This window comes from Mesorhizobium sp. B2-5-7 (assembly GCF_006440875.1).
GTDB classification, from domain to species: Bacteria; Pseudomonadota; Alphaproteobacteria; order Rhizobiales; family Rhizobiaceae; genus Mesorhizobium; species Mesorhizobium australicum.
In genome coordinates, this window is sequence record NZ_VFUO01000001.1 from 740,010 (window position 1) to 766,306 (window position 26,297).

The following is a 26,297-nucleotide window of genomic DNA, read 5'->3' on the forward strand; positions in this document are numbered from 1 at the left end:
CAAGCACCCGCTTTGGATTGACGCCGTTCTCCTCAATTTTTCGTGTAGATAGCCGATTAGATCGGCCGGTATTTTCGTCGCGCGCGCAGCAACGCTTGGCTATATCTAAGCCGACGGCCTCGGATTCGAGGCTTTCCGACAATAGGGCCTTTCTAGAAGGATCGGCTAGAAGGATTGGGCGTGACCGACGACGTAACGAACCAGCCGCCGCCGCTGACGGGCGGCAACGCCTGGCGAGGCGATCCGTTGCTGATCCAGCTTGCCGAGCGCTTTTCCGATCCGGTGCGCAAGGATCTCGACGGGCTCGGCCGTTTCGTGCTGACGCAAGAAGCGCAGGAACTGGCGCGCCTCGCCAATGTCGAGACGCCGAAACTCAGGACGCACGATCGCCAGGGACGGCGCATCGACCTGGTCGAATTCCATCCCGCCTACCACGCCTTGATGCGCCGCTCGGTGGCCAACGGCCTGCATTCCTCGGTCTGGGAAAATGGCGACGCCGAGATCGGCCGCCGCCATCAGGTGCGCGCCGCCCGTTTTTACCTGACGGCGGAACTCGAGACCGGGCATCTCTGCCCCATCACCATGACCAGCGCCTCGCTGGCGGCATTGATGGCCAGCCCAAAACTGTTTCGCGAATGGGCGCCGCGCGTGACGACGCGCAAATACGACCAGAGCCAGAAGCCGCCCGTCGAAAAGACCGGACTGACGCTCGGCATGGGCATGACCGAGAAACAGGGCGGCACCGATGTGCGTGCCAATGTGACCCGGGCGGAACGCGTCGGTAGCGGCTTCTACCGCCTGACGGGACATAAATGGTTCATGTCGGCGCCGATGTCGGACGCCTTCCTGGTGCTGGCACAGGCGCCGGAGGGACTGTCCTGCTTCCTGGTGCCGCGCGTGCTCGGCGACGGGTCTGGCAACGGCTTTCGCTTCCAGCGGCTGAAGGACAAGCTCGGCAATCGCTCGAACGCGTCTTCCGAGGTTGAATTCGTCAACGCCATCGGGGAGATGGTCGGCGAACCCGGCGCCGGCGTCAAGACGATCATGGACATGGTGACGCTGACCCGGCTCGACTGCGCGGTGGCGTCTTCGGCGATCATGCGGGCGGGGCTGGCCGAAGCGATCCATCATGCCCGCCATCGCCAGGTGTTCGGTTCGACCTTGATCGAGCAGCCGTTGATGCAGCGCGTGCTGGCCGACATGGCGCTCGATGTTGCCGCGGCGACCGCGCTGTCGTTCCGGCTGGCGCGTTCCTTCGACGAGGCGGCGAGCGATCGCGGCGAGGCGGCGTTCGCCCGCGCCATGACGCCGGTCGTCAAATACTGGGTCTGCAAGATCGCGCCACCGCTGCTTTACGAGGCGATGGAGTGCCTTGGCGGCAATGGCTATGTCGAGGAAGCTCCGCTCGCCCGTTATTACCGCGAAGCGCCTGTCAACGCGATCTGGGAAGGGTCGGGCAATGTCATGGCGCTCGACGTGCTGCGCGTGCTTGGCCGCGCGCCGGGGCTTTTCGAAGAAGTATTGACCGGCATCGATCGCGACCTCGGCGCCGGCGGGCGCGGCACGATCGGCGTTCTGAAGGCGGCCATGCAGGTCGCTTCGACCGACGAGGGCTCGGCCCGGCTGCTGACGGAACAGCTTGCGCTCTCTGCGGCGGCCGCCGAGTTGCGTCGGCTCGGGGCAGGGCGGATCGCCGATGCCTTCGTCGAGACGCGGCTCGCGGGCCAGTGGCGCAATACCTACGGCATGCTCGATTCGCGCCACGACGCGCGCATGATCATCGATACGCTCTATCCGCCGGTGAATTGACGGAGATGCCTTTCATGTTTGAGCGGCGTTGCCGGAATCCCCACTGACCTCGCCGTCGCCGTTAACCTTAACAAATGGTTTCCGTTGCGGCGGCGAACCGCAAAGCCCACTGTCAATCCTGTCGAAGCAGGAATCACGATGCGACACGTACTGACCTCCTTTCTGTCCGTGCACTGGGCGATCGTTTTTGCCCTGCTTGCGGTGATCTGTATCGATGGAAATCGAGGTGTGACGGCGGCTCTCGGCGTACTCGGCGTGACCGTCGAGAGCGCCCAGTTTGTCAATCTGGAGAACATCGTCGTGGTCGCTCCGCTGGCGATCGCGTTGCTGGTCGTGGCGGTGCTGTTCTTCTGGGCCTTTGTCGATACACTGATCAACGACGCGTCCAGCCCCGGCGCCGACAGCGTCGTTCGCATCGCCTTCATTTCCGCTTCCGGGGTGATGTCGATGATCCTGATCGGCGGTGCGGCCCAAGGCATCAACGGCCTGTTCATGGTGGTCGCAGTGCAACTGGCCGCACTTCTGGTCTCCTATGTCGCAATGCTTGCCGAACGGCGTTCGGTAGCTGCGCTGGATGAGGAGGATTTCCACGCCACGGCGCACAGCATGGCGAAAGCCGCGGCGCACAATTCGCTGCTCTCCATGATATCGGGACGGACCGGCCCGAACGGGAAGGGAGGCCGCTGATGCGCTACATCTTCGCGTTGTGGGCCGCGCCGATGGCGCTGTTTTGGGGCTGGTTCTACCTGTCGCTCAACGACATGAATTTCGGCTATGTGATGCTCAGCCGGCAGCTGCACGATTTCGTGTTCCAGCTCTACGGTCAGATGCTCGGCATCGACCCCGCAACCATCCCGGGCATGGTGGCAAAAGCCTGCGTGTTCGATGGCTTGCTGCTCGTGGCGATATGGGTGTTTCGCAGGCGTCGCGAGATATTGGGCTGGGTCAGGCGTCGCTGGACCGGTCCGGTCCCGTTCGATCGGCTGCATCGAGTGACTGAAGCCGGTCTAAAACTCCCTGCAGAATAAAGGCGGCCGCCGCCGAATCGATCTTGCCGGCGCGTTTGGCGCGCGAGAAATCCATCTCTATCAGCGTCCGTTCGGCCGCGACGGTCGACAGCCGCTCATCCCAGAATACGAAGGGCAGGTCGCTTAGCCGCGCCATGTTGCGCACGAAGGCGCGCGATTTCTGTGCGCGCGGACCTTCCGATCCATCCATGTTGATCGGCAATCCGATCGCCACCGCACCGACATTCTCTTTCGTCAGCAATGCCAGAAGGACGGCGGCGTCGAGCGAGAATTTCCGCCGGATGATGACTGGACGCGGATGAGCGAAGGAGAACCCCCGATCGGAAACCGCCACGCCGATCGTCTTGTCGCCGAGATCGAGCCCCGCCAAGGTCCTGCCGTTGGCGAGCCGTGCCGGCAATTGCTCAATCGTGATGACGGTCAACGGTTTTCCCTCGTTTTTTCGACAGCACGCGTCCTTTCGGATGCCCGGCGGACACTATACCCTTTGATCTCAAGGCTATCGGCGTTCTATCCTTTGGCTCGGGAAAAATCGAGGAAATGCATTCATGAAACTGACCTGGTATGGCCACTCGGCCTTCCGCATCGAAACCGGTGACGCGAAAATCCTCATCGACCCCTATCTGATCGGCAACCCGTCCTGGACGGACGGGTGGGAAGGACCGGCCGAAGGGATCACGCATGTTCTTTTGACGCACGGGCACAGCGACCACATCAGCGGCGCGCTGGAAGTGCTCGGCAAGAGCGGCGCGCAACTGGTCGCCAATTTCGAGATCTGCATGTACCTTGTCGGCAGGGGCGTCAGCGACAAGAAGATCAATCCCGGCAACATTGGCGGCACGGTCGATTGCGGCGGTTTCACCTCCACTTTCGTTCAGGCGCTGCATTCGTCCTCCTTTGGCGAAGAGGGCGGCAAGAACGTCTATCTCGGCAATCCGGGTGGGCTGGTCCTGCATTTCCCGGAAGACCAGACGCTCTACCACATGGGTGACACCGACATCTTTTCCGACATGGCGCTGATCAATGAATTGCACGAGCCAAAGATTGGCATCGTTCCGATCGGCGATCGCTTCACCATGGGCGGTGCGGTGGCGGCCCTTGCCTGCCGCCGCTTCTTCAAGTTCGAAACGGTGGTCCCTTGCCATTTCGGCACGTTTCCAATGATCGACCCGACGCCCGAGAAGTTCGAAGCCGGGCTGGAAGGATCTGGGGTCAAGCTTGCATTGCCGAAGATTGGTGAAACGATTACCATCTAGAACAGCCAAAGCGGAATAAATCCATGGCATTAGGGCGATCTCTTTGCGTATCGATGTTTGTCGCGGCGTCGCCCGCGCTTGCTGCGGATGACTTCATCGAAGGTGTCTATCTCCAGTCGGAGGAACTCTGTACCCAAGCCAAAAAGGATACGCTGCAGACGCTGATCGATGCCGGCAACATCGTTCTTTCGAAGAACGGCCTGCAAGGCGTCGAATACAATTGCGAATTCGTTCAGGTCAGCAAGGCGACACGCTCGCCGAGCTGGGCTGTGACGGCGATCTGCCAGGAGCCGGGCTATGTCTTTCCTGACGTCCTGTCGGTTACGCAGATGAACCCGACGCAGGTCGATCTCGTGTCGGTTCGGCCGATTGACGATGAAGGCGAGGCGAGCGGCAACAGCGGCAGCTACTATCTGTGTGAGGGCATTGCCCTGCCATGAGGTTGTTGCCCGATTGTCGGGCGGCACATGTTGCGCCCCGCGCGCCGCGCCGCTATAGCCCGGACTGGTTTTCCCCGAGGCAAATACATGTCCGTTGATGTCAAGACAGTGAAGCGCGTGGCGCATCTCGCCCGCATCGCGGTGAGCGAGGAAGATGCCGAGCGTATGACCGGCGAGTTGAATGCCATACTGGGCTTCGTCGAGCAGTTGAACGAGGTCGATGTTTCCGGCGTCGAGCCAATGACGTCGGTGACGCCGATGGAAATGAAGAAGCGCGGCGATGTCGTCACCGACGGCAACAAGGCGGCCGACATCGTCGCCAACGCGCCCGCGACCGACGAGAATTTCTTCCTCGTGCCGAAGGTCGTGGAGTAAGGCACCGATGGCTATCGAGATCGCCATCGAAACGCCGCTGCAGGACGACGTGCGCGGCTTGGTCGCGGAACTCAACGCGACCTTGCTCGAACTGACGCCGCCGGAGCACTGCTACCACCTGACGGTCGAGCAGATGGCAGGCAAGGACACGACGGTTTTCATCGCTCGCGACAACGGCGTCGCCATTGGTTGTGGTGCACTCAAGCGCCATGACGATGCCATTGGCGAGGTCAAGCGTATGTACACGAGGCCTTCGCATCGTGGCCGCAAGATTGGCGCTGGAATCGTCCAACGGGTCGAGGCGCTGGCGCGCGATGAAGGGTTGAAGCGGCTGGTGCTGGAGACCGGCGATCGCCATCCCGCCGCCTGGACCGTCTATGAACGCGCCGGGTTCTCGCGCTGCGGCCCGGTGCTGGACTATCCCGATTCCGAGTGGTCGGTGTTTTACGAAAAGAGCCTTTGATGAGCGACCTGACCCATCTGACGATTTCGCAGGCCCGCGCCAAGCTGCGCGCCAAGGAAATCACCGCGACCGAGATCACCGAAGCCTATCTCTTGGCGATCGATCGCGCCAATCCGGCGCTCAATGCCTATGTGGCGGTGACGGGCGACAAGGCGCGCGACATGGCCAAGACGTCGGACGCCAGGCTGCTCAAGGGCGAGGGCGGTGCGCTGGAAGGCATTCCGCTCGGGATCAAGGACCTGTTCGGTACCGAAGGCGTCCACACCCAGGCCTGCAGCCACGTGCTCGACGGTTTCAAGCCGCGCTATGAATCAACGGTCACGTCCAACCTGTGGGCCGACGGCGCGGTCATGCTGGGCAAGCTCAATATGGACGAATTCGCCATGGGCTCGTCCAACGAGACCTCCTACTACGGCCCGGTCATCAACCCGTGGCGGCGTTCGCGCCTCGATACGGTGGTGATGCCGACGACGCATCAGGGTGATGGCGGCTTCGTCTCGGCAGGTGGCACGAAAACCCAGCGTAGCCTCGACAATGCGCAGCTGGTGCCGGGTGGTTCTTCCGGTGGTTCGGCGACCGCCGTGTCGGCCTTCCTGTGTGCAGGCGCAACCGCCACCGACACCGGCGGTTCGATCCGCCAGCCAGCCGCGTTCACCGGGACCGTCGGCATCAAGCCGACCTATGGCCGCTGCTCGCGCTGGGGCATCGTCGCCTTCGCCTCGTCGCTCGATCAGGCCGGACCGATCGCCCGCGACGTCCGCGACGCCGCCATTCTTCTGAAATCCATGGCGTCGGTCGATCCCAAGGACACTACGTCCGTCAACCGGCCGGTGCCGGACTACGAGGCGGCGATCGGTAAGCCGATCAAGGGCATGAAAGTCGGCATTCCCAAGGAATACCGCGTCGACGGCATGCCGGAAGAGATCGAGGCGTTGTGGCAGAAGGGCATTGCCTGGCTCAAGGATGCCGGCGCCGAAATCGTCGACATCTCCCTGCCGCACACCAAATACGCGCTGCCGGCCTATTACATTGTGGCGCCCGCGGAAGCTTCTTCCAACCTCGCCCGCTATGACGGCGTCCGCTACGGCTTGCGCGTGCCGGGCAAGGACATCGTCGAGATGTATGAGAAGACCCGCGCCGCCGGCTTCGGCCGCGAGGTCAAGCGCCGCATCATGATCGGCACCTATGTGCTGTCGGCCGGCTACTATGACGCCTACTACCTGCAGGCTCAGAAGGTGCGCAACCTGATCAAGCGCGACTTCGAAAATGTCTTCGCCGCCGGCGTCGATGTCATCCTGACACCTGCGACGCCGTCCGCTGCCTTCGGCATTGCCGACGAGGACATGGCTGCCGATCCGGTCAAGATGTACCTCAACGATATTTTCACGGTCACCGTGAACATGGCCGGCCTACCCGGCATCGCGGTGCCCGCCGGCCTCGACCCCAAGGGGCTGCCGCTCGGCCTGCAATTGATCGGCAGGCCGTTCGAGGAAGAGACGCTTTTCCAGACCGCCGCCGTCATCGAGCAGGCGGCCGGCACATTCCAGCCGGAGAAGTGGTGGTAAGGATATCGCTCGTCTGACGCATGGTCCTGAAAATCGCGATCGATTTTGGACAGCCTTGCGGGCTGCAATGAGTGAGCGATGTTCTACTATCTTTCCAAGATATTCTGGTTCTTCATCCAGCCGCTCAATCTGACGATCTTCTTGCTTTTGGCGGGGCTGATCGCCGGGATGGCCGGCCGGCGGCGACTTGCCGTCAGCGGCGGCGTGCTGGCGTTTCTGCTCCTTGCGCTGTCGGCCTGGACGTCACTTGGAGCGATGATGCTCAATCCGCTGGAGGAACGCTTTCCCAGGCCGCCGCTGCCGGAGAAGGTAGACGGCATCGTCGTGCTCGGCGGCGGCTTCGAGGGCGCTATCAACCTCGCGCGCGGCGGCTATGAATTGAACAGCAGCGGCGATCGCATGGTCGAGACCGCGATCCTCGCCCGGCGTTTCCCGCAGGCAAAAGTGGTGGTCTCCGGTGGAAACGGCTCATTGTTCTTCGACGGCGAAGGTGATGCCGACACCGCGCCGCGCCTGCTCGAGGCGCTGGGTGTCCCGGCCGACCGGCTGCTCCTCGAAGACAAATCCCGCAACACTTACGAGAACGCGGTCTTCAGCCGCGAACTGGTCAAGCCCAAACCGGGCGAGACATGGCTTTTGGTGACATCAGCCTTTCACATGCCGCGCGCCAAGGCCCTGTTCGACAAGGCAGGTTTTCCAACTGTCCAATGGCCGGTCGACTATCGCACCTCGGGTCGGGAAGGCGTCGGCTTGTTTCGCGACAATGCGGCCGATTCGCTGCAGAACACGACCATCGCGGTTCGCGAATGGATCGGGCTTTTCGCCTATTGGCTTTCCGGACGCATCGATCAGCCATTTCCGACGCCGGGCGGCTGACCGATCACCGCGCGCCGCGCCGCCGAGAAGAACTGGCGCCGTACCAGAACGGCCAGCAGCAGAAGCGTCGACAGCACGAACACCAGGGGATCGACGAACCAGCCGAGATAGCCGATCGAGAAGAACACGCCGCGCAGGCCCGAGTTGAAATGCTTGCCGGCCAGCATGTTCATTTGCGTCGCGCGCCACACGGCCGTTTGCGTGAGGGGATTGCGCGAGGCCTCGCCATGGGGGATCGGCACGGCGCCGATCAGGATCGAACAGTAGTTGAACAGCCTATAGGCCCAGCCGAATTTGAAGAAGGAAAAGGCCAGGATCAGCACCAGTCCCAGCACCTTGATCTGAAAGGCCGAGCGCGACGGCGCGCCGCCCAAGGGCAAGGTGCTCAGCACCTCAAGCACCCGGTCCGACGCGCCAAGCAGGGCGAAGCAGCCGCCGAGCGCGATCAGCGAACTGGAGGCGAAGAAGGCGGTTCCCTGCTGCAGGCCGCTCATGATGGCGGTGTCGACGATGCGGATCTCGCGCTCGGCCATGGTGCGCATCCAGGCCTCGCGTTGCGCATTCATGGCGGTGGTCAGCGACACGCGGCCGACCAGGTGGCCGTCCGAGGCGAGCGTGTGCAGCACCCATGCGAGGAGGAAAAAGCCCAGCGCCGCGAGATCGGCCGTCGAAAGATAGGAATCGCCCATGGCGCCGAATCTACCATATTCGGCCCGGTTGCTTCGATGACCTTGCACGGCGCGTTGCACTCGATGTCGCTGCCGGAGCAAACAAGGTCGGCAGGTGCTGCGCCGCGATTGTCAAAAGAGCGGAAACATCCCGGGAATTCCTATATGTAATCCTCGACGTGACCCAGGAGACAGCGTGTTCCTTTCGGTTTTCGACCTGTTCAAGATCGGCATCGGCCCCTCGAGCTCGCACACGATGGGACCGATGACGGCTGCGCGCCGCTTCCTCGATGAGGTCGCGGGCGACGACTGGCCGCGTCCCGCTGGCGCCAAGGTCGATCGCATCGGCGCCAGCCTGCATGGCTCGCTCGCCTATACCGGCATCGGCCATGGCAGCGACCGTGCCGTCATTCTCGGCCTTGCCGGCCAGACGCCGCAAACGGTCGACCCCGACCGAGCCGACGAAATTGTCAGCCGCATCACCGCCGACATGCTGGTTTCACCGCCCGGCCACCCTCCCTACCATTTCGATCCGGCCACCGATCTGGTGCTGGACCGCAAGACGCCGCTCACCGGGCATGCCAACGGCATGGCGTTCTACGCTTACGACGCCGGCGGCCGGTTGCTGCTCAAGCGCATCTACTATTCGATCGGCGGCGGCTTCGTGGTTTCGGAAGAAGAGCTGCAACGGATGAAGTCGAAGGGCTCGGTCACAACCGAGGGCAAGAAAGTGCCGTATCCCTTCAAGAATGCTGTCGAGATGCTGAAGATGGCGGCCAGGAGCGGCCTTTCCATTGCCGAAATGAAGCGCGTCAACGAGGAGACGCAGATGTCGCGCGAGGCGCTCGACACCGGCCTCGACACCATCTGGGACGCCATGAAGGGCTGCATCGACCGCGGCCTGTCGCAGGACGGCATCATGCCGGGCGGGCTCAAGGTGCGCCGCCGCGCCAGACAGCTCCATGACAAGCTGCAGGAGCAGTGGCAGCAGAACCGGCCGAACCCGCTGCTCGCCAATGACTGGCTGTCGATCTATGCGATGGCGGTCAACGAGGAGAATGCGGCGGGCGGGCGTGTCGTCACCGCGCCGACCAATGGTGCCGCGGGCACACTGCCGGCGGTGCTGCGCTACTGGCTGCATTTCCATCCCGAGGCCGACCAGCCGAGCATTCGCGACTTCCTGCTGACGGCAGCGGCCGTTGGCGGCATCATCAAGTCCAATGCGTCGATATCGGGCGCCGAGGTCGGCTGCCAGGGCGAGGTCGGTTCCGCCTCGGCAATGGCTGCGGCCGGCCTGTGCGCGGTCATGGGCGGCACGCCCGAGCAGGTCGAGAATGCTGCCGAAATCGCGCTCGAACATCATCTCGGCATGACTTGCGACCCGGTCGGCGGGTTGGTCCAGGTGCCCTGCATCGAGCGCAACGCATTGGGTGCCGTCAAGGCGGTGACGGCCGCGTCACTGGCCATCAAAGGCGACGGCGTGCATTTCGTGCCGCTTGATGCGGCGATCGAGACGATGCGCCAGACCGGCCTCGACATGAACGAGAAGTACAAGGAAACCAGCCTTGGCGGCCTGGCGGTCAATGTCGTTGAGTGTTGAGGGCTGGCCCAAGCCGGCACTGTGGAGAAGTCCGTCAGGCCGTTGACGTCCCGGCGCTCCGGACTAACCTTGGGCGATGGCTCTCAATCTCCTAAAGCTTTGCGTCGGTTGCGACAGTGTCGAGGATCTCGAAGAGTGGATCGCCTTCCGCCTTGACGAGCGCCGCCGTGCCGGCGAACCAGCCGAACACTGGCACACCACCCGCATGATGCCGACACGTGGCGACGAGGTCACCGATGGCGGTTCGCTCTACTGGGTGATCAAGGGCAGCGTGCAGTGCCGCCAGTTGATCACGGAAATCCGGCCGTTCACCGATGACGACGGCATTGGCCGCTGCCATTTGATGCTCGATCCCGAGGTGGTGCGCACCGACTGGCAGCCGCGCCGCGCCTTCCAGGGCTGGCGTTACCTGAAGCCGGCGGGCGCCCCGGCCGACCTCGGCAAGGGCAAGGCGGGATTGGTCGAGATGCCGCCGAAACTCAGGCGCGAGCTGGCCGACCTCGGCCTGCTCTAGGGCTTGAGCGAAGGATTGCCTACTGCCGCGCCCGCGTTTTCTGGCCCTCAATCTTGCCCCGCGCTGGACTTGCAAGCGACGCGACGACGCCACATCTTGAAATCCATACGCGATGAAGAACTGTCGACACAGGCCGCTGTGCTTTGGAGGATCAGTTCGCATGATGGTCCTCCTTCCGGCCCGATTAAAGGCCATGATTCTGGCGCAGGAAAAGTGTTGAAGGACATCACGCGGCTGTCCGAGCGGACAGGACCCCTGCGGGGCGGTGCGAAATGTTAGGCGCAATTCTCATCGTGGTCGCGTTGTTGCTGGTGCTGCTGGGGGTAGCCACCGCATTTCTCCGCGCGGATCCGGCGCAACTCGCAAGCGGAATGAGAAAATTGGGACCGATCCTGCTGGCGCTGGTGGGTGGCGCCGTGCTCCTGGTCGGGCGCCAAGGCATCGGCGGCATCATCCTGTTCGTGGCAATCGCCTGGTACGGCGCCATGCATACGGGCGGGCCAAAGGCCAGACCGGGTGCTGGAAAACGCTCAACGGTGCGGACGGCGGCACTCGAGATGGAACTCGATCACAATACTGGCGGCCTGGAAGGGCTGGTGCTGGCCGGCCGCCACGATGGCAAGATGCTTGGCTCGATGACCCTTGCGCAATTGCAGCATCTCTACCGCGAACTCTCCGGCGATCCGGAGAGCCGGCAGTTGCTAGAGACGTATCTTGACGGCAGATTTCCCGTCTGGCGCAAATACGCTGAGACGAACGGTGGCGAAAGGCTGGGTGTTGCGCCAGGTCCGGGCGCCATGACTAAGGAGGAGGCCTACAAGGTCCTTGGTCTTGAAGCGGGGGCCGCCGCGGCGGATGTCCGCAAGGCGCACCGCCGCCTGATGCAGCGCCTGCACCCCGATGTCGGCGGCACGTCTTTCCTGGCGGCGCGGATTAACGAAGCCAAGGACGTCTTGCTCTCCAATCACAACTAGTCTCCTTCGACGCAAAAATTTTCCGGGAGATATCTTCCACGCAGTCCTATTGCTGGACGGCGTAGCACTCGATTTTCTTCTTCTTCAAAGCGGTGCAGGCCTTCCAGGCGGCATCCTTGGACCCAAAGCCGCCGAAGCGAGCGCGGTAGTAGGTGGCGCCGTCCTTGTCGAAAGCGACGGTGAAGCCGGAAGCGTTGGCCAGCACCTTGGGAGCCTGCTTGGTGGTCTTGTCGAGGAAAGCCTGGGCTTCGGACTGTTTCGGCGAGGAGGCAACCTGGATGGCCCAGCCTGACGGAACCGACGCGGTGCTGACCGGATCAACGGCCGGGGTGGGCTCGGCATAGGCGGCCACGACCTGGGCGGTGGCGACCTTGGGAGCGGAGACGATGACCGTCTTTACCTTCTTTGCCGGGACAACCAGCTTGGGTGCCTCCGCCTCGGCTGTATCCTCGTCCTCGCTGTCGCCCTGGGCAACGGTCGCGTCGTCGGCGACGGCCGTATCGGCTTCCGCCACGGCCACCGGCTTTTCGTCCGGGGTCGGCGCGTCATGCTTGGGCAGGAGAACCTTTGCAAGTTCGCTGATGGGGTTGCTGTCCGCCTTGGCAACGAGGTCGCCGCCACCGCGGGTCGAGGCCCTCGGCAGATAGGTGTTGATCAGGCCTGCCATCTGGTTGTCTCGGCTGCCGCCCGACGTGCCGCCCATGACAACGGCGACCAGGCGGCGGTTGCCGTCATTAACGGAGGAGACGAGATTGAAGCCGGAGGCGCGGGTATAGCCGGTCTTGATGCCGTCGACGCCCTTGATGCGTCCGAGCAGACGGTTATGGCCATTGATGCGCTGGCGACCGTAGAGAAAGGATCGCTGCGCGAAATAGCCGTAGTACTGGGGAAAATGTTCCCTGAGCGCAATGCCGAGCGTGGCCATGTCGCGCGCGGTGGTGAACTGTCCCGGATCCGGCAGGCCGTTGGCGTTGCGGAAGACCGTGCCGTTCATGCCAAGCTGCCGCGCCTTGGCCGTCATCATGCGGGCGAAGTTGGTTTCGTTGCCGCCGAGCATTTCGCCGAGCGCGGTCGCCGAGTCGTTGGCCGACTTCGTCACGATCGACAGGATCGCGGTCTCGACCGCCACCGATCCACCAGGCTTCACGCCGAGCTTGGTCGGCGCCTCGGCTGACGCATGTGCCGAAAACACGACTGGCGAGTTTCTGCTGATCTTGCCCTTCGCCATCGCTTCAAAGGTCAGATAGAGCGTCATCATCTTGGTCAGCGAAGCGGGATAGCGCCGGCCATCGGCATTAGCCGAGTACAGAACCTTGCCGGTTTTGGCATCGACGACGATGGCCGCGGATTTCGCCGCGAGCGACGAGGCGACGTCCGCGACGACGAAGGTCATCGCCATGGCGAGGATCATGATCGTTTTAAGAGGGAACGCGGATTTGGAAACGAAGCCCGACAACGCCTGACGCACTGGTAGTTCCTTTGAATTTCTCGTTGCGCTGGAGGCGGCAAAGGGATCCTGCCTCACTTCTGGCCAAGCTAGCGGGGCAGCGTTACCAATCCGTTTATGGTAACCGCCGCGTTCACCATTTTCTGGGGGTTTGAGCCTTCCTTTATTCGAATTTTAGCCATTGCCGCTGCCCGCGGGGTCGCGAGTCCCCGACTTCTTGACTTTTGTGCGCTGCACAATATATATTATGCATTGCACAACGGCGCTCGGGGCAGGGCGCGTCAACCGTCCAGGGAGAGTACGAAATGACCCAGACCTATGAGGACTTCAGCAAATACGGCAAGGAGTTCGCCGACACCGGATTGAAGAGCTTCGCCTCCTTGTCCAAGGGCGCGCAGGCGATCGCCACCGAGGCCGGCGAATACACCAAGAAGAGCTTCGAAGCCGGCAGCGTCGCGTGCGAGAAGCTGTTCTCGGCCAAGTCGCTGGACAAGGCGATCGAGATTCAATCCGACTATGCCAAGCAGTCCTACGAGGCGTTCGTCGCCGAGGCTACCAAGATTGGCGACCTCTATGCCGAACTCGCCAAAGAGGCCTACAAGCCGTTCGAATCGATCGTTGCCAAGGCGAAGTAATTTTTCGCCCGTGAATTAAAATCCGGCCCTTTGGGCGCGGGACAAAACCCGACCGCGGAAACGCGGCCGGGTTTTTTCATGCCAGCGCTTCACGATTGCGAAAAACCGCCAGGTTGGCCACCTAGCCATATTGTCAGCTAACCAGAAGGGCTTAAAATCGTCCATCGAACACCTACATGTTGAACTCGCATGAGGATTCGAAAGAGGCAGGATTACGTGACGATCGGTTTGACTGCCACGAGACAAGTGGCGCGGATGCAAAACGGCGGCGGCGACGGCAATGAGGCCGGCCGCGGGACGGCCGTCATCACGCGCACCAAAACCAAAACCAAGAAGCCCAGCCTTTACCGGGTCCTCATCCTCAACGACGACTACACTCCGATGGAGTTCGTGGTTCACGTGCTGGAACGTTTTTTCCAGAAGGACCGCGAAGCCGCCACACGCATCATGCTTCATGTTCACAATCATGGAGTGGGCGAGTGCGGGGTCTATACATTCGAGGTGGCCGAGACCAAAGTGTCTCAGGTCATGGATTTCGCCCGACAGAATCAGCATCCGCTGCAATGCGTGATGGAGAAGAAGTGAGGTAACATGCCGGCTTTCTCCCAAGGCCTGGAAAAGGCGCTTCACCAGGCGCTGACGCTCGCCAATGAGCGCCACCATGAATATGCAACACTTGAACATTTGCTGCTCGCGCTCATCGACGACACCGAGGCGGCCGCCGTCATGCGCGCCTGCAACGTCGATCTCGACGAGCTGAAGCATACCGTTCTCACCTATATCGATACCGAGCTCGACAATCTGGTTACCGGCTACGACGAGGACTCTAAGCCGACCGCCGGCTTCCAGCGCGTCATCCAGCGCGCGGTGATCCATGTGCAGTCATCGGGTCGCGAGGAAGTGTCTGGTGCCAACGTGCTCGTGGCGATCTTCGCCGAGCGCGAAAGCCATGCCGCTTATTTCCTGCAGGAACAGCAGATGACCCGCTACGACGCGGTCAACTACATCTCGCACGGCATCGCCAAGCGTCCGGGCGCGTCGGAGAGCCGCAGCCCGCGCGGTGCCGATGACGAGCAGGGCGGCCCGAACGGCGCCGAGCCACAGGAGGAGGGCGGCAAGAAGAAGCAGCAGCAGGACGCGCTGACCGCTTATTGCGTCAACCTCAACAACAAGGCCAAGGCCGGCAAGATCGATCCGCTGATCGGCCGCGAAGGCGAGATCAACCGCACCATCCAGGTGCTGTGCCGCCGTTCCAAGAACAACCCGCTCTATGTCGGTGACCCCGGTGTCGGCAAGACGGCGATCGCCGAAGGGTTGGCCAAGCGCATCGTCGAGGGCGACGTGCCGGAAGTGCTGCACAATGCCACCATCTTCGCGCTCGACATGGGCACGCTGTTGGCCGGCACGCGCTATCGTGGCGATTTCGAGGAACGGCTGAAGCAGGTCGTCAAGGAACTCGAGGATTATCCGGGTGCCGTGCTGTTCATCGACGAGATCCATACGGTGATCGGCGCCGGCGCCACTTCTGGCGGCGCCATGGATGCGTCGAACCTGTTGAAGCCGGCGCTGTCTTCCGGTGCGATCCGCTGCATCGGTTCGACCACCTACAAGGAGTTCCGCCAATTCTTCGAGAAGGACCGTGCCTTGGTGCGGCGCTTCCAGAAGATCGACGTCAATGAGCCGACCGTCGAGGACGCCATCGAGATCATGAAGGGCCTGAAGCCCTATTATGAGGAATTTCACAAGGTGAAGTTCACCAACGAGGCGATCAAGGCCTCGGTGGAACTGTCGGCGCGCTACATCAACGACCGCAAGCTGCCGGACAAGGCGATCGACGTGATCGACGAGACCGGCGCCTCGCAGATGCTGGTGCCGGAAGCCAAGCGCAAGAAGACGATCGGCATCAAGGAGATCGAAGCGACGATCGCCACCATGGCGCGTATTCCGCCGAAGACGGTTTCGGCCGATGACGAGAAGGTGCTGCAGGGCCTGGACATTGAGCTCAAGCGCGTCGTCTACGGCCAGGACACCGCCATTACGGCGCTGACCTCGGCGATCAAGCTGGCACGGGCCGGCCTGCGCGAACCGGAAAAGCCGATCGGCTCGTACCTGTTCTCGGGCCCGACCGGCGTCGGCAAGACGGAGGTCGCCAAGCAGTTGGCCGCCTCGCTCGGCGTCGAACTGATCCGCTTCGACATGTCGGAATATATGGAACGCCACACCGTCTCGCGGCTGATCGGCGCGCCTCCCGGCTATGTCGGTTTCGACCAAGGCGGCCTTTTGACCGACGGTGTCGACCAGCATCCGCACTGCGTGCTGCTTCTCGACGAGGTCGAGAAGGCGCATCCGGACCTGTTCAACATCCTGTTGCAGGTGATGGACCACGGCAAGCTGACCGACCACAATGGCAAGCAGATCGACTTCCGCAATGTCATCCTGATCATGACCACCAATGCGGGCGCATCCGATGCGCAGCGCGCGGCGATCGGTTTCGGTTCGACCAAGCGCGAAGGCGACGATGTCGAGGCGATCAACCGGCTGTTCACGCCGGAATTCCGCAACCGTCTCGACGCGATCATCCCGTTCGGCTCGCTGCCGGTGCCGGTGATCCATCAGGTGGTGCAGAAGTTCGTCATGCAGCTGGAAGCCCAGCTCTCCGAGCGCGGCGTCACCTTCGACCTGTCGCCGGACGCGATCGCCTGGCTTGCCGACAAGGGTTATGACGAACGCATGGGCGCGCGTCCACTTGGCCGCGTCATCCAGGAGCACATCAAGAAGCCGCTGGCCGACGAGGTGCTGTTCGGCAAGCTGAAGAAGGGCGGCACGGTGCGCGTCACCGTCGAGAAGAAGGAAACCGGCGAGACCGGCCTGAAGCTCGAATCGCTCGCCGACGAGGCACCGGTGAAGCCGAAGAAGGAAGAGCCCGAAGACGCGCCGAAGCCGCCCAAGGCGGTGGCCAAGAAGCCCGCGGCCAAGAAGGCCGTGGCGCAGAAGCCGGAGCCCAAGGGCAAGGACGGCGGCAAGCGCAGCCTTGTGCCCCAATTGCCCCGCAAAGGCTGAACAGTCACCCCCTCGAAAAGCCCCGGCAACGGGGCTTTTTTCGTTGGAGAAGAGGCGATCCATGGTCGGGCAAATCATCATCCTGAACGGCGCGCCGCGATCGGGAAAATCAAGCACCGTCCAGGCCATTCAGGAGCATTTCGATGGCGTCTGGATGAATCTCGGCGTGGATGTTTTCGAGCTGGCCACGCCGCCACGATGCCGGCCTGGAATAGGACTGCGGCCGGGCGGCGAGCGTCCGGACCTCGAGGGCCTTGTGCCGGAATTATACGCCGCTCTCTACGAGTCGATCGCCGCCCACAGCCGGCTGGGACTGAACGTCGTGGCGGATGTTGGTCACCACGACGCCTATTCGAAGCCCTTTGATTGCCTTGCCGACTGTGCTCGTCGTCTCGTCGGCCTTCCGGTACTATTTGTGGGTATTCGCTGCCCGATCGGAATCATCATGCAGAGGCGTGCCGCCACTGCGACGGCGAGGGGGTATGTGACCGGCTCGCCTGACGATCCCGTGCCGTTGCCGGTGCGCCTGTGGCAAGAGGAGGTGCACCGGCCAGGCGTATACGATCTGGAAGTCGACACGTCGCTGCTGACGCCTGCACAATGCGCGGATGCGATCCGCAAACGGCTGCGGCAACATGCAGAGCATCCGACGGCGTTTGAGAAGCTTTCGGCTGTCTCCACGACCAAACCATTCTGATCACGCGTCCTGGCGGGCGATGGGAATGGATTTCAGCCGGCTGACGGTTGTGTTTTCATTCTGAATTAACGACCTTCGTGCAGATTTGACGAATGGTTCTCCTCCCTGCAGAACGCACGATATTGGCGGCTACCCTGGCGCTGGTGGCGGTTTGCCTTTTTCTTGTTTGGGAGAAAGGAACCGTCGTCTCGCTCGACGGATATATTCCTTCCGTTTATTTTGCCGTTCTCTTGACAATCATCGGCCAGTTCTACCGTCGGGTCCGCAAGGCGGAGCGCGTTGCCCTCACCACACACATTCTGGCGCTGTTCATCGCCTATTCCGTGCCTGCCGCCCTTTTCAACATACTGTTGCTGCCGCGGCCATCGGAGCCGATCGACGCCATGCTTGTCCGGATGGATTCGTGGCTGGGATATTCCTGGCCGGGCTTTTGCGCCTGGATTGCGCAATATCCCCGCCTCTCGGATTTGCTTCGGCAAATCTACAACCTGACGCTGGCCCAGTTGCTGTTCACGTTTCTCTTCCTCGGCATGGCGAACGACCGGCGCCGCCTGCATGCGGCCGCATTGGGGACAGTAATAGCATCACTGGCGACCATATTCTGCTGGGCGCTGTTCCCGTCCGCCGGCGCCGCAGGCTACTGGACGCTGGCGCCGGAGGTGGACCGTATTGTCCGGCCGGTCGTAAGCTCGGCTTATGGCACGGAATTGAATCGCCTGTTCGCCGAGGGCGTACCGGATGTTTCCAGCCTGAAAGTAACCGGTCTCATTGGGTTTCCCTCGTTTCATACCGTCATGGCGCTGATTTCGCTGATCGCGATCTGGCCCTACAGGCCGATGCGTTTTGCATTGATCCTGATCAGTGCCGCCTTGTTGCCTGCGATCCTCATCCAAGGCGGGCACAATCTGATGGATGTGTTCGGTGGAACGACGATCACGCTGATATCCTGGCGGCTCGGGTTAATGGTTTTCGATACGCAACTGCGCAATCTCCGCGGAAGTCCGCAGGTGCTGGCAACCGCTGAAAGCCAGGCGTCAGGATAACGCCAACGCCGCTTTTATCCGGCGGGCGTTCTCAGCCAGCACCTCAGGCTTCTCTATTTCGCCCGAATGCGGCTTCAGCGGGATGCCATCGAAACGCGGAATGACGTGGACGTGGAGGTGATAGACAGTCTGCCCCGAAGCAGGCTCGTTGAATTGAATGATGGTGACACCGTCGGCGTCGAAGGCTTTTTTGACCGCTCGGGCCACTTTCTGAACAACCGTGAAAAGCGGGCCGAAGGTCAACGGATCGGCGTCGAGCAAGTTGCGCGACGGCGCTTTCGGCACCACCAGCGTATGGCCGGGTCCTTGCGGCATCACATCCATGAAAGCCACGACGGCTTCGTCCTCGTAAACGCGATGCGAGGGGATCTCTCCGCGCAGGATCTTTGCGAAGATGTTGTCGGTATCATAGGCGGCCTCAATCATGGCAAACGCTCCGAAGTGTGCCTTGCCGTCCGGTGTAGCGAAGCGACCTGCGAGCAGCAAGGCGAAGCTGCGGTGCGATCAATCGAGGTCGCCAATATCCTTGCGGAACGGGGTATGTTCTTCCAGATATTCGCCCATCCGCTCGACTTCGCGCCGCTCGCGCCTGAGATAATCGGCGACCGCGTTGCGCAGGCCAGGATGGGAAATGTAGTGGGCCGAATGCATGGTCACCGGCCGGTAGCCGCGCGCCAGCTTGTGTTCGCCTTGCGCGCCTGCCTCGACCACCTTCAGCCTGCGTTCGATGGCGAAGTCGATGGCCTGGTGATAGCAAACCTCGAAATGCAGGTAGGGGTGATCCTCGATGCAGCCCCAGTTGCGGCCGTAGAGTGCGTCGGAACCGATGAAGTTGATGGCGCCGGCAATATAGCGCCCGTCGCGCCTGGCCATCACCAGCAGGATGTCGTCCGCCATGCGTTCGCCAATCAACGAGAAGAACTGGCGGTTCAGGTAGGGGCGGCCCCATTTGCGGCTGCCGGTGTCCATATAGAAGGCGAAGAAGTCGTCCCAGGCCTTTTCGGTCAGGTCCTTTCCGGTCAGCCAGTCGATCGAGATGCCATCGGCCAGCGCCTCGCGCCGTTCCTTCCTCATCGCCTTGCGTTTGCGTGAGGCAAGCGTGGCGAGAAAGTCGTCATAGGTTGAAAAGCCTTCGTTGAAGAAATGGAACTGCTGGTCGGTGCGATGCAGGAAGCCCGCGGCTTCCAGCGTCGCGACGTCGCTCTCCTGCACGAAGGTGACATGCGCAGAGGACACGCCGAGCTTGTCGGTCACCATTTTGAGACCGGCGGCAAGCCCAGCCTTCACCGCACCCTGATCCTCGCCTTTGCCGACCAGCAGGCGAGGGCCGGTGACGGGGGTGAACGGCACGGCACTTTGCAGTTTTGGGTAGTAACGGCCGCCGGCGCGCTCGAAGGCATCCGACCAGCCGTGATCGAACACGTATTCGCCCTGGCTGTGCGACTTGAGATAACAGGGAACGGCGCCGAGGAGCCTGCCTTGCGCGGTCTCCAGCCGCAGGTGATGACCTTGCCAGCCGGTGCGCCGCACGGCGCAGCCGGAATCCTCCAGAGCGCTCAAAAAAGCGAATGAAACGAGTGGGTTGTACCCAGTTTCCGTGTCGCTACGCGTGGTTCCGGCAAAGCCGTTCCATTCGTCGCAGGTAAAGGCTCCGATGCCGGCGGCGATGCGGATCGAATAGTCTGCATTCGCCATTTGTCCGTCGCCGTCGTCGCCCTGATCCATGAGGCTTATTTAAGCTCCATTCGGGCCGCTACAAGTCACGTTTCGGGCACCCTTCTCAGGCGACTTCGACCATGTCCGGTTCGAACCCTTCGAACGTCATCTGGTCGGCGTATCTAAAGGTCAGGTCGATCGCGGGCTGATCATGCACCGTCCAAGTGATGACAGGCATTTTGAGCTTTTCGCGCACGAAGCTGACAAACGGGTTCGGCAGATCGCCGGCGGCATAGGAGGTAAAGGCGAGTTCGTGCGCCAGCATGGCGAAATGTGCTTCGATCAGCTTGGCGTCCTTGCCATAGGCGGTCAATCCAGCCGGGATGCCGGGCGCGTGTTTGGGGAAATCGCGGATCAGCCAGTGATCGAATGACATGATCGCCGCCTTGCCCTTGTAGCGCTTGAGCATCTTGCCGACGCGCGCCACCAGGCCTTCGTCGCGACCGGGAGTTCCTTTCAGTTCGACCACCATGGGCACGCGACCATCGACGAGGTCGAGTGCTTCCTGCAACGTCGGCACGTGATCCGCCGTGCCGCCAACCTTGAGCGCGGTAAGTTCGGCCGCGCTGCGTTGCCAGACGAAACCGTCCTGCCCGGTCAGCCGTTGCAAATCGTCGTCATGGATCACGACGGGGATGCCGTCCGACGACAGATGCACGTCGCATTCGATCGCGTAGCCGCGTTCGGCCGCGGCAGCGAAGGCGGAAAGCGTGTTTTCCCAGCGCGTCTTGTTCATGTCGTGAAAGCCGCGATGGGCAACCGGCCGGGCCGTCAGCCAGGAGAGGTCGGTCATGTCAGCACCTACACTCATTCGACTTCGAAGATCGCTTCGATTTCCACCGCGGCATTAAGCGGCAAGGAGGCGGTGCCGACGGCCGAGCGCGCGTGCTTGCCGCTTTCGCCGAGCGCGGCAACCAGGAAATCGGAGGCGCCGTTGGCGACCAGATGCTGCTCGACGAAGTCGGGGGCAGAGGCCACGAAGACGGTGATCTTCACCAGGCGACGGATCTTCTCGAGGTCGCCAAGTGCCGCCTTGGCTTGTGCCAGGATGTTGATGGCGCAGTATTTCGCCGCGTCCTTGCCGCTTGCCGTGTCGACGTCTCGGCCGAGCAGGCCGCTTGCCTGCAGCTTGCCGTCCTTGAGCGGCAACTGACCAGCGGTGAACAGCAGGTTGCCGGTCCTGGAATAGGGCACGTAGTTGGCGGCGGGTGCGGCCGCGACAGGAAGCGTCACGCCGAGATCACTTAGCCGCTTTTCGATTGTTTCACTCATTGCTTTTCCCTATTGCTGGAAGGCGCCGCGCTGGCCGGGCCGAAATTGCTATTTTTGCCTCGCTTCCGCCACGACTTTTTTTAAGCTGGACCATCTTTCCCTGCGGCCTGCCATCAGCCGCGACGATCGGAGTACCTCATGCGCGCGACGCGCCTTGCATTCCACGCCGTTCTGTTGTCGGCGCTTTTGCCAACAGGCGCCGCTGTCGCCGCACCGGCGCTGCAGGCGCATCGCGCCGTCTATGATCTCACGCTCAAGAAAGCGGATGATCGGTCCGGCATCACCGGCATCACCGGCCGCATGGTCTACGAGTTCAACGGCTCGGCCTGCGAAGGCTATACGGTGAAATTCCGTTTCGTCACCCAGATCGCCACCAACGACAACACGAAGCTGACCGACCAGCAGACGACGACTTTCGAGGATGCCGAAGGCAAGACCTTTTCGTTCGTGACGAAATCCTTTGTCGACCAGAACCTCGACAAGGAGGTCAAGGGTATGGCCACGAAAGACGCGAAGGGCCTCAAGGTCGATATCGACAAGCCGGAGAAGAACAGTCTCGAACTCGCCGCCACCCAGTTTCCGACCCAGCATCTGGTCGAGCTGATCGGAAAGGCCGAAAAAGGCGAAAACTTCTATCAGACCAACCTGTTCGACGGCTCGGAAGACGCCAACAAGGTGATGACGACCACCGTTGTCGTCGGCAAGAAGAGCGAGGCCGACAAGGCCGATCCGGAAGCGCCGGCATTGGCGAAGCTTGCCACCGACAAATACTGGCCGGTCGACATCGCCTATTTCGACGACAGCGCCCAGAACGGCGAGGAAGTGCCGGAATACCGGATCAGCTTCAAGCTGCACGAGAACGGCATCACCCGTGATCTCGTCATGGACTATGGCGACTTCTCGATGACCGGCAAGCTGGTCAACCTGTCGCTGTTCGACCAGACAAAGCCTTGCCCAGTATCGAAATAGCAGGGTCGGGCAATTGAGCTGGCCGTGGCGGGCTTGATGGCAGTCTATGTAGATGCGGCGATCTGGAAATGGGCCGGCCATCTCTGGTGCCATCTCCTAGCCGACGACACCGACGAATTGCATCGCTTTGCGGCGGAACTCGGCATCAAGCGCTCGTCCTACCAGGGCCCGCCTAAGACATCCGCTCCGCATTATGACATAACCGGCTTCGAGCGCGACCGTGCGGTGCGGCTCGGCGCCATCGAGTGCAGCCGCGAGCAGATCGTCGCCATCTTCCGGCGCGTGCGGGTGCCCAACGGAAAGTCCAAGCGATGACACCAACGGCATTCCTGGCATATTGCGCCGCTGTGACGCTCGCCGCCGCCACGCCGGGGCCGGCAATGTTCGCGGTCATCACCAACGGTGTGTCGCGTGGGTTCCTGCGGGCCTTCATGGCCGGCCTTGGGGTCGCCGCCGGCGATGCCGTGCTCGTCACTCTGGCGCTGCTGGGGTTGGTGGCCCTGGCTCAGACCTTCGAATGGATCTTCCTCCTGTTGAAATATGCCGGCGCCGCCTATCTGATCTTTCTCGGCGTCAGGATGTGGCGGGCCTCGGTCGCGCAATCGAATGAGCCGCGGACGGGGCAGGCGAAATTGTCCCGATCCTTTCTGCTCGGCGCGTCCATAGCGCTCGGAAACCCGAAGGCGATCCTGTTCCATGCCTCGATCATGCCGCTGATTCTCGACCTCGACACGATGACCTTTTTCGATGGCCTGCTGGTGGTGGCGACCGTCATCAGCGTCAATATCGTGACAATGGGGGTCTATGCCGCGCTCGCGGGCCGGGCTTCGGGCTGGTTCAGGACACCCAGGCGCATGCGGCTGATGAACAGGTTCGCCGGCAGCGCCATGATCGGCACCGGAGCGCTGATTGCCGCACGCTAGGCGTTAAAGCGCCGCCCCGCTTGCGTTTGTCGGACTTCCCCTCTATATGCGCGCTCATTCCACACACGGACTTTGGTGTCTGCCCGGGAGAAATCCGGCTGAGACCTCCGGTGGCGTTCGAGGACCTCGGTCCAAAAATGCCTGTGTCCGTGGAGGCTAACCGGAAAGGAACTTAGAATGGCACTGCCTGATTTCAGCATGCGCCAGCTTTTGGAAGCTGGCATTCACTTCGGCCACCAGACCCACCGCTGGAACCCGAAGATGGCGTCCTACATCTACGGCGCCCGCAACAACATCCACATCATCGACCTCTCGCAGACGGTGCCTTTGCTGCACCAGGCGCTGAAGCAGGTTTCCGACACCGTCGCCAAGGGCGGCCGCGTGCTGTTCGTCGGCACCAAGCGCCAGGCGTCGGACATCGTTGCCGATGCGGCACAGCGTTCGGCCCAGTACTACGTCAACTCGCGTTGGCTCGGCGGCATGCTGACCAACTGGAAGACGATCTCGAACTCGATCCAGCGCCTGCGCAAGCTCGACGAGATGCTGGCCGGCGAAGCGCAAGGGTTGACCAAGAAGGAACGCCTGAACCTCGATCGCGAGCGCGAGAAGCTCGACAAGGCGCTCGGCGGTATCAAGGACATGGGCTCGACGCCCGACCTGATGTTCGTGATCGACACCAACAAGGAGGCGATCGCCATCCTCGAGGCCAAGCGCCTGGGCATCCCGGTCGTCGCCATCATCGATTCGAACTGCGATCCGGACAAGATCGATTTCCCGATCCCCGGCAATGACGACGCGGCCCGCGCCATCCAGCTTTATTGCGACCTGATTGCCAAGGCCGCCATCGACGGCATCGCCCGTCAGCAGGGCGCGCTCGGCATGGATATCGGCGCTTCGGTCGAAGCTCCGGTCGAACCGGCGCTCGATCCGGCTCCGGCGTCGGAAGCCCCCGAGGCTTGATAATCGAAGGCCGGTTGCGGCCTTCATCTTTCTCATATTTTGGCACGCTAAACAGACGCACCATCGAATACCGATGGTGCGTCGGTGCATTTAAACAAAGAGGCGACAATGAGCATTTCGGCTGCACAGGTCAAAGAACTCCGCGACTTGACCGGCGCGGGCATGATGGACTGCAAGGCGGCGTTGAACGAGACCAACGGCAACTTGGAAGAGGCCGTTGACTGGCTGCGCAAGAAGGGTATCTCCAAGGCCGACAAGAAGGCCGGCCGTACGGCAGCCGAAGGCCTGATCGGCGTCGACAACGGTGTGCGTGAAGCTGCCGTGGTCGAGGTGAATTCCGAGACCGACTTCGTCGCCCGCAATGCCGCCTTCCAGGAAATCGTCGCCAACGTCGCCAAGGTGGCGCTTGCCTATGGCACGACCGAAGCGGTCGCCGCCGCCAAATATCCGGGCTCCGACAAGTCGGTCACCGACACCATCAAGGACGCGGTCGGCACTATCGGCGAGAATATGGGCTTCCGCCGCTCGGCCAAGCTCACCGTTCCGCATGGTGCGGTTGCGACCTATGTGCACAACGCTGTTGCCGATGGTCTCGGCAAGCTCGGTGTGCTGGTCGCGATCGAGACCACGGGCAACGAGCATGCCGCCAATGCCTTTGGCCGCCAGGTCGCCATGCATGTCGCCGCCACCAACCCGATGGCGCTGACCGCCGAGCAGATCGATCCGGCCGCGGTCGAGCGTGAGAAGGCAATCTTCTCCGACCAGGCGCGCCAGTCCGGCAAGCCGGAAGCCATCATCGAGAAGATGGTCGAGGGTCGCCTGCGCAAATTCTATGAGGAAGTCGTGCTCCTGAAGCAGGCCTTCGTGCTCAATCCCGACATCACCGTCGAGAAGGCGCTGCAGGATGCCGAAAAGGAAATCGGCGCGCCGGCCAAGATCACGGCCTATTTGCGCTTCGCCCTTGGCGAGGGCATCGAGAAGGAAGAGACGGATTTCGCCGCGGAAGTCGCGGCGGCGGTCAAGAAGTAACTTCTTACCGGTCCATTTCGCCTGTGTTTTTTCGGCCGGACATCCGCTGGGATGCCCGGCCGATTTCGTTCGCGGTGTCGATAAAGGCCCTGAGTTTGGGCGCCATCGCCGCGCGACGCGGAAAGTAGAGGAAAAGGCCGGGTTCCTCGATCGCTGATTGCGGCAGAACCTGCACCAGGCGACCGGCCGCGAGATCGGCGCGCGCCAGCGGCTCGAACATGTAGGCAAGGCCCACTCCGGCGAGAGCCAGATCGATTGCCGCAAGCGAGTCCGTCACGATGGCCGTACCGCTGGTTTCCATGACCACGTCCTTGCCGTCCCAGGTCAAATCCCAGCGATAGAGGGCACCGGAGCGAACGAGACGGTATCCGATGCAATTGTGGTTCGCGAGATCGGCCACGCTGCGCGGACGGCCATGTCGCCCGATATAGGCGGGCGAGGCGACGATAACGGCTTTGAAGGGCTGCGTCAGTCGGATGGCCACCATGTCCTGGGCGATCATCTCGCCGAGCCGGATGCCGGCGTCAAAACCTTCGCCGACGATATCGACCAACCCTTGATCGGCAAAAATCTCGACCGTGATGTCGGGATATCGCTCGGCCATCGCCGCCACGACCGGCGTCACCGCCAACGGCATTGCGATGTTGGAGGCGTTGATCCTGAGCAGCCCGGACGGCCTACCCTTGACGCTGCGGATACGATCCATCCGCTCGGCGATATCCTGGAGGGCAGGGGCCGCCGTTTCCACCAGCGCCTTGCCCGCCTCGGTGAGCGAAACGCTGCGCGTCGTGCGCGCAAACAGCGGCTGGCCGATCCGCTCCTCGACGAGGCGCACTGCATGGCTGACCGCCGAAGGGCTCATGCCCAGTTCGGCCGCGGCAAGGGCAAAACCGCCGCGCCGGGCGACCGCAATGATGACAGGCAGATGGCTGAGCAGATCCCGGTCCATTCATGAACAGTATCGCATAGTCTTTGCGG

30 protein-coding genes are annotated in these 26,297 nt (G+C 62.1%); 22 read left to right on the forward strand and 8 right to left on the reverse strand.

Going from position 1 to position 26,297, the window contains the following annotated elements; genetic code table 11:
- Positions 1-180: 180 nt before the first annotated feature.
- From FJ543_RS03565 to FJ543_RS03575, 3 genes are all read left to right on the forward strand, one after another.
- The gene (locus FJ543_RS03565) at positions 181-1,809 is read left to right on the forward strand and encodes a DNA alkylation response protein (RefSeq protein WP_015317751.1); all 1,629 of its coding nucleotides are present in this window, start codon (positions 181-183) and stop codon (positions 1,807-1,809) included.
- 138 nt (positions 1,810-1,947) lie between these two features.
- Entirely contained in the window at positions 1,948-2,496 is a 549-nt protein-coding gene (locus tag FJ543_RS03570; protein WP_015317752.1) for a hypothetical protein, read from the forward strand.
- Positions 2,496-2,837, forward strand: a complete 342-nt coding sequence (locus FJ543_RS03575; protein ID WP_015317753.1) for a DUF6105 family protein — start codon at positions 2,496-2,498, stop codon at positions 2,835-2,837. Before FJ543_RS03570 ends, FJ543_RS03575 begins: the two co-directional genes overlap by 1 nt.
- Here the strand turns inward: FJ543_RS03575 and ruvX are convergent.
- Positions 2,755-3,261 (reverse strand): Holliday junction resolvase RuvX, encoded by a 507-nt coding sequence (gene ruvX / locus FJ543_RS03580; protein WP_140873790.1) that lies wholly within the window; start codon positions 3,259-3,261, stop codon positions 2,755-2,757. The genes FJ543_RS03575 and ruvX overlap by 83 nt on opposite strands.
- Positions 3,262-3,385: 124 nt before the next feature.
- On the opposite strand from ruvX, the gene FJ543_RS03585 reads away from it, so the two are divergent.
- From FJ543_RS03585 to FJ543_RS03610, 6 genes are all read left to right on the forward strand, one after another.
- The gene (locus tag FJ543_RS03585; protein WP_015317755.1) at positions 3,386-4,093 is read left to right on the forward strand and encodes a metal-dependent hydrolase; all 708 of its coding nucleotides are present in this window, start codon (positions 3,386-3,388) and stop codon (positions 4,091-4,093) included.
- A 23-nt stretch (positions 4,094-4,116) separates the two neighbouring features.
- A complete protein-coding gene (locus FJ543_RS03590) occupies positions 4,117-4,533 on the forward strand; it encodes a hypothetical protein (protein ID WP_140873792.1) in 417 nt (138 codons plus the stop codon).
- 87 nt (positions 4,534-4,620) lie between these two features.
- Positions 4,621-4,908, forward strand: a complete 288-nt coding sequence (gene gatC / locus FJ543_RS03595) for an Asp-tRNA(Asn)/Glu-tRNA(Gln) amidotransferase subunit GatC (RefSeq protein ID WP_015317757.1) — start codon at positions 4,621-4,623, stop codon at positions 4,906-4,908.
- 7 nt (positions 4,909-4,915) lie between these two features.
- Entirely contained in the window at positions 4,916-5,371 is a 456-nt protein-coding gene (locus tag FJ543_RS03600; protein ID WP_140616365.1) for a GNAT family N-acetyltransferase, read from the forward strand.
- Positions 5,371-6,936 carry an amidase family protein gene (locus FJ543_RS03605; RefSeq protein WP_140616367.1) on the forward strand — a complete coding sequence of 522 codons (1,566 nt, stop codon included), beginning with the start codon at positions 5,371-5,373 and terminating at the stop codon, positions 6,934-6,936. The genes FJ543_RS03600 and FJ543_RS03605 overlap by 1 nt, the downstream gene beginning before the upstream one ends.
- Positions 6,937-7,014: 78 nt before the next feature.
- Positions 7,015-7,812, forward strand: coding sequence for a YdcF family protein (locus tag FJ543_RS03610; protein ID WP_140873794.1), 798 nt, complete (start codon positions 7,015-7,017; stop codon positions 7,810-7,812).
- On the opposite strand, the gene FJ543_RS03615 is transcribed toward FJ543_RS03610, so the two are convergent.
- Entirely contained in the window at positions 7,785-8,501 is a 717-nt protein-coding gene (locus FJ543_RS03615; protein WP_140718058.1) for a DUF599 domain-containing protein, read from the reverse strand. The genes FJ543_RS03610 and FJ543_RS03615 overlap by 28 nt on opposite strands.
- 175 nt (positions 8,502-8,676) lie before the next feature.
- On the opposite strand from FJ543_RS03615, the gene FJ543_RS03620 reads away from it, so the two are divergent.
- The 3 genes from FJ543_RS03620 to FJ543_RS03630 all read left to right on the forward strand — a co-directional run bounded on the left by FJ543_RS03620 (position 8,677) and on the right by FJ543_RS03630 (position 11,568).
- Positions 8,677-10,080 carry an L-serine ammonia-lyase gene (locus FJ543_RS03620; protein ID WP_140873796.1) on the forward strand — a complete coding sequence of 468 codons (1,404 nt, stop codon included), beginning with the start codon at positions 8,677-8,679 and terminating at the stop codon, positions 10,078-10,080.
- 76 nt (positions 10,081-10,156) lie between these two features.
- On the forward strand, positions 10,157-10,594 hold the full coding sequence (locus FJ543_RS03625) for a DUF1489 family protein (protein ID WP_140873798.1): 438 nt from the start codon (positions 10,157-10,159) through the stop codon (positions 10,592-10,594).
- Between the two features lie 272 nt (positions 10,595-10,866).
- Complete coding sequence (locus tag FJ543_RS03630) at positions 10,867-11,568, forward strand: DnaJ domain-containing protein (protein ID WP_140873800.1); 702 nt, start codon at positions 10,867-10,869, stop codon at positions 11,566-11,568.
- Between the two features lie 46 nt (positions 11,569-11,614).
- On the opposite strand, the gene FJ543_RS03635 is transcribed toward FJ543_RS03630, so the two are convergent.
- Positions 11,615-13,036, reverse strand: a complete 1,422-nt coding sequence (locus FJ543_RS03635) for a D-alanyl-D-alanine carboxypeptidase family protein (protein WP_140873802.1) — start codon at positions 13,034-13,036, stop codon at positions 11,615-11,617.
- A 284-nt stretch (positions 13,037-13,320) separates the two neighbouring features.
- On the opposite strand from FJ543_RS03635, the gene FJ543_RS03640 reads away from it, so the two are divergent.
- From FJ543_RS03640 to FJ543_RS03660, 5 genes are all read left to right on the forward strand, one after another.
- Complete coding sequence (locus tag FJ543_RS03640) at positions 13,321-13,650, forward strand: phasin family protein (RefSeq protein WP_015317766.1); 330 nt, start codon at positions 13,321-13,323, stop codon at positions 13,648-13,650.
- A gap of 255 nt (positions 13,651-13,905) precedes the next feature.
- Positions 13,906-14,235 carry an ATP-dependent Clp protease adapter ClpS gene (gene clpS / locus FJ543_RS03645; RefSeq protein WP_010909565.1) on the forward strand — a complete coding sequence of 110 codons (330 nt, stop codon included), beginning with the start codon at positions 13,906-13,908 and terminating at the stop codon, positions 14,233-14,235.
- A gap of 6 nt (positions 14,236-14,241) precedes the next feature.
- Positions 14,242-16,710, forward strand: coding sequence for an ATP-dependent Clp protease ATP-binding subunit ClpA (gene clpA, locus FJ543_RS03650; protein WP_140824591.1), 2,469 nt, complete (start codon positions 14,242-14,244; stop codon positions 16,708-16,710).
- A 61-nt stretch (positions 16,711-16,771) separates the two neighbouring features.
- Positions 16,772-17,407 carry a chloramphenicol phosphotransferase gene (locus tag FJ543_RS03655; protein ID WP_140824590.1) on the forward strand — a complete coding sequence of 212 codons (636 nt, stop codon included), beginning with the start codon at positions 16,772-16,774 and terminating at the stop codon, positions 17,405-17,407.
- A 92-nt stretch (positions 17,408-17,499) separates the two neighbouring features.
- On the forward strand, positions 17,500-18,450 hold the full coding sequence (locus tag FJ543_RS03660) for a phosphatase PAP2 family protein (protein WP_140873804.1): 951 nt from the start codon (positions 17,500-17,502) through the stop codon (positions 18,448-18,450).
- Here FJ543_RS03660 and FJ543_RS03665 read toward each other — a convergent pair.
- From FJ543_RS03665 to FJ543_RS03680, 4 genes are all read right to left on the reverse strand, one after another.
- A complete protein-coding gene (locus FJ543_RS03665; RefSeq protein WP_015317771.1) occupies positions 18,442-18,876 on the reverse strand; it encodes an HIT family protein in 435 nt (144 codons plus the stop codon). The two genes, FJ543_RS03660 and FJ543_RS03665, sit on opposite strands and share 9 nt — an antisense overlap.
- Before the next feature lie 78 nt (positions 18,877-18,954).
- Complete coding sequence (locus FJ543_RS03670) at positions 18,955-20,175, reverse strand: GNAT family N-acetyltransferase (RefSeq protein WP_140873806.1); 1,221 nt, start codon at positions 20,173-20,175, stop codon at positions 18,955-18,957.
- Between the two features lie 55 nt (positions 20,176-20,230).
- The gene (locus FJ543_RS03675) at positions 20,231-20,959 is read right to left on the reverse strand and encodes a glycerophosphodiester phosphodiesterase (RefSeq protein ID WP_140718041.1); all 729 of its coding nucleotides are present in this window, start codon (positions 20,957-20,959) and stop codon (positions 20,231-20,233) included.
- 14 nt (positions 20,960-20,973) lie between these two features.
- Entirely contained in the window at positions 20,974-21,438 is a 465-nt protein-coding gene (locus tag FJ543_RS03680) for a RidA family protein (RefSeq protein ID WP_140718039.1), read from the reverse strand.
- Between the two features lie 138 nt (positions 21,439-21,576).
- Between FJ543_RS03680 and FJ543_RS03685 the strand changes: the two genes are divergently transcribed.
- The 5 genes from FJ543_RS03685 to tsf all read left to right on the forward strand — a co-directional run bounded on the left by FJ543_RS03685 (position 21,577) and on the right by tsf (position 25,319).
- A complete protein-coding gene (locus FJ543_RS03685; protein WP_015317775.1) occupies positions 21,577-22,407 on the forward strand; it encodes a cell envelope integrity EipB family protein in 831 nt (276 codons plus the stop codon).
- 36 nt (positions 22,408-22,443) lie between these two features.
- Entirely contained in the window at positions 22,444-22,722 is a 279-nt protein-coding gene (locus tag FJ543_RS03690; protein ID WP_140616396.1) for a DUF4031 domain-containing protein, read from the forward strand.
- Positions 22,719-23,330 (forward strand): LysE family translocator, encoded by a 612-nt coding sequence (locus FJ543_RS03695; protein ID WP_015317777.1) that lies wholly within the window; start codon positions 22,719-22,721, stop codon positions 23,328-23,330. Before FJ543_RS03690 ends, FJ543_RS03695 begins: the two co-directional genes overlap by 4 nt.
- A 177-nt stretch (positions 23,331-23,507) precedes the next feature.
- Positions 23,508-24,290: a 30S ribosomal protein S2 gene (rpsB, locus tag FJ543_RS03700; RefSeq protein ID WP_015317778.1), complete on the forward strand. Its 783-nt coding sequence runs from the start codon at positions 23,508-23,510 to the stop codon at positions 24,288-24,290.
- Between the two features lie 108 nt (positions 24,291-24,398).
- Positions 24,399-25,319 carry a translation elongation factor Ts gene (gene tsf, locus FJ543_RS03705; protein ID WP_015317779.1) on the forward strand — a complete coding sequence of 307 codons (921 nt, stop codon included), beginning with the start codon at positions 24,399-24,401 and terminating at the stop codon, positions 25,317-25,319.
- 4 nt (positions 25,320-25,323) lie between these two features.
- On the opposite strand, the gene FJ543_RS03710 is transcribed toward tsf, so the two are convergent.
- A complete protein-coding gene (locus FJ543_RS03710; RefSeq protein WP_140664123.1) occupies positions 25,324-26,268 on the reverse strand; it encodes a LysR family transcriptional regulator in 945 nt (314 codons plus the stop codon).
- Positions 26,269-26,297: the final 29 nt, after the last annotated feature.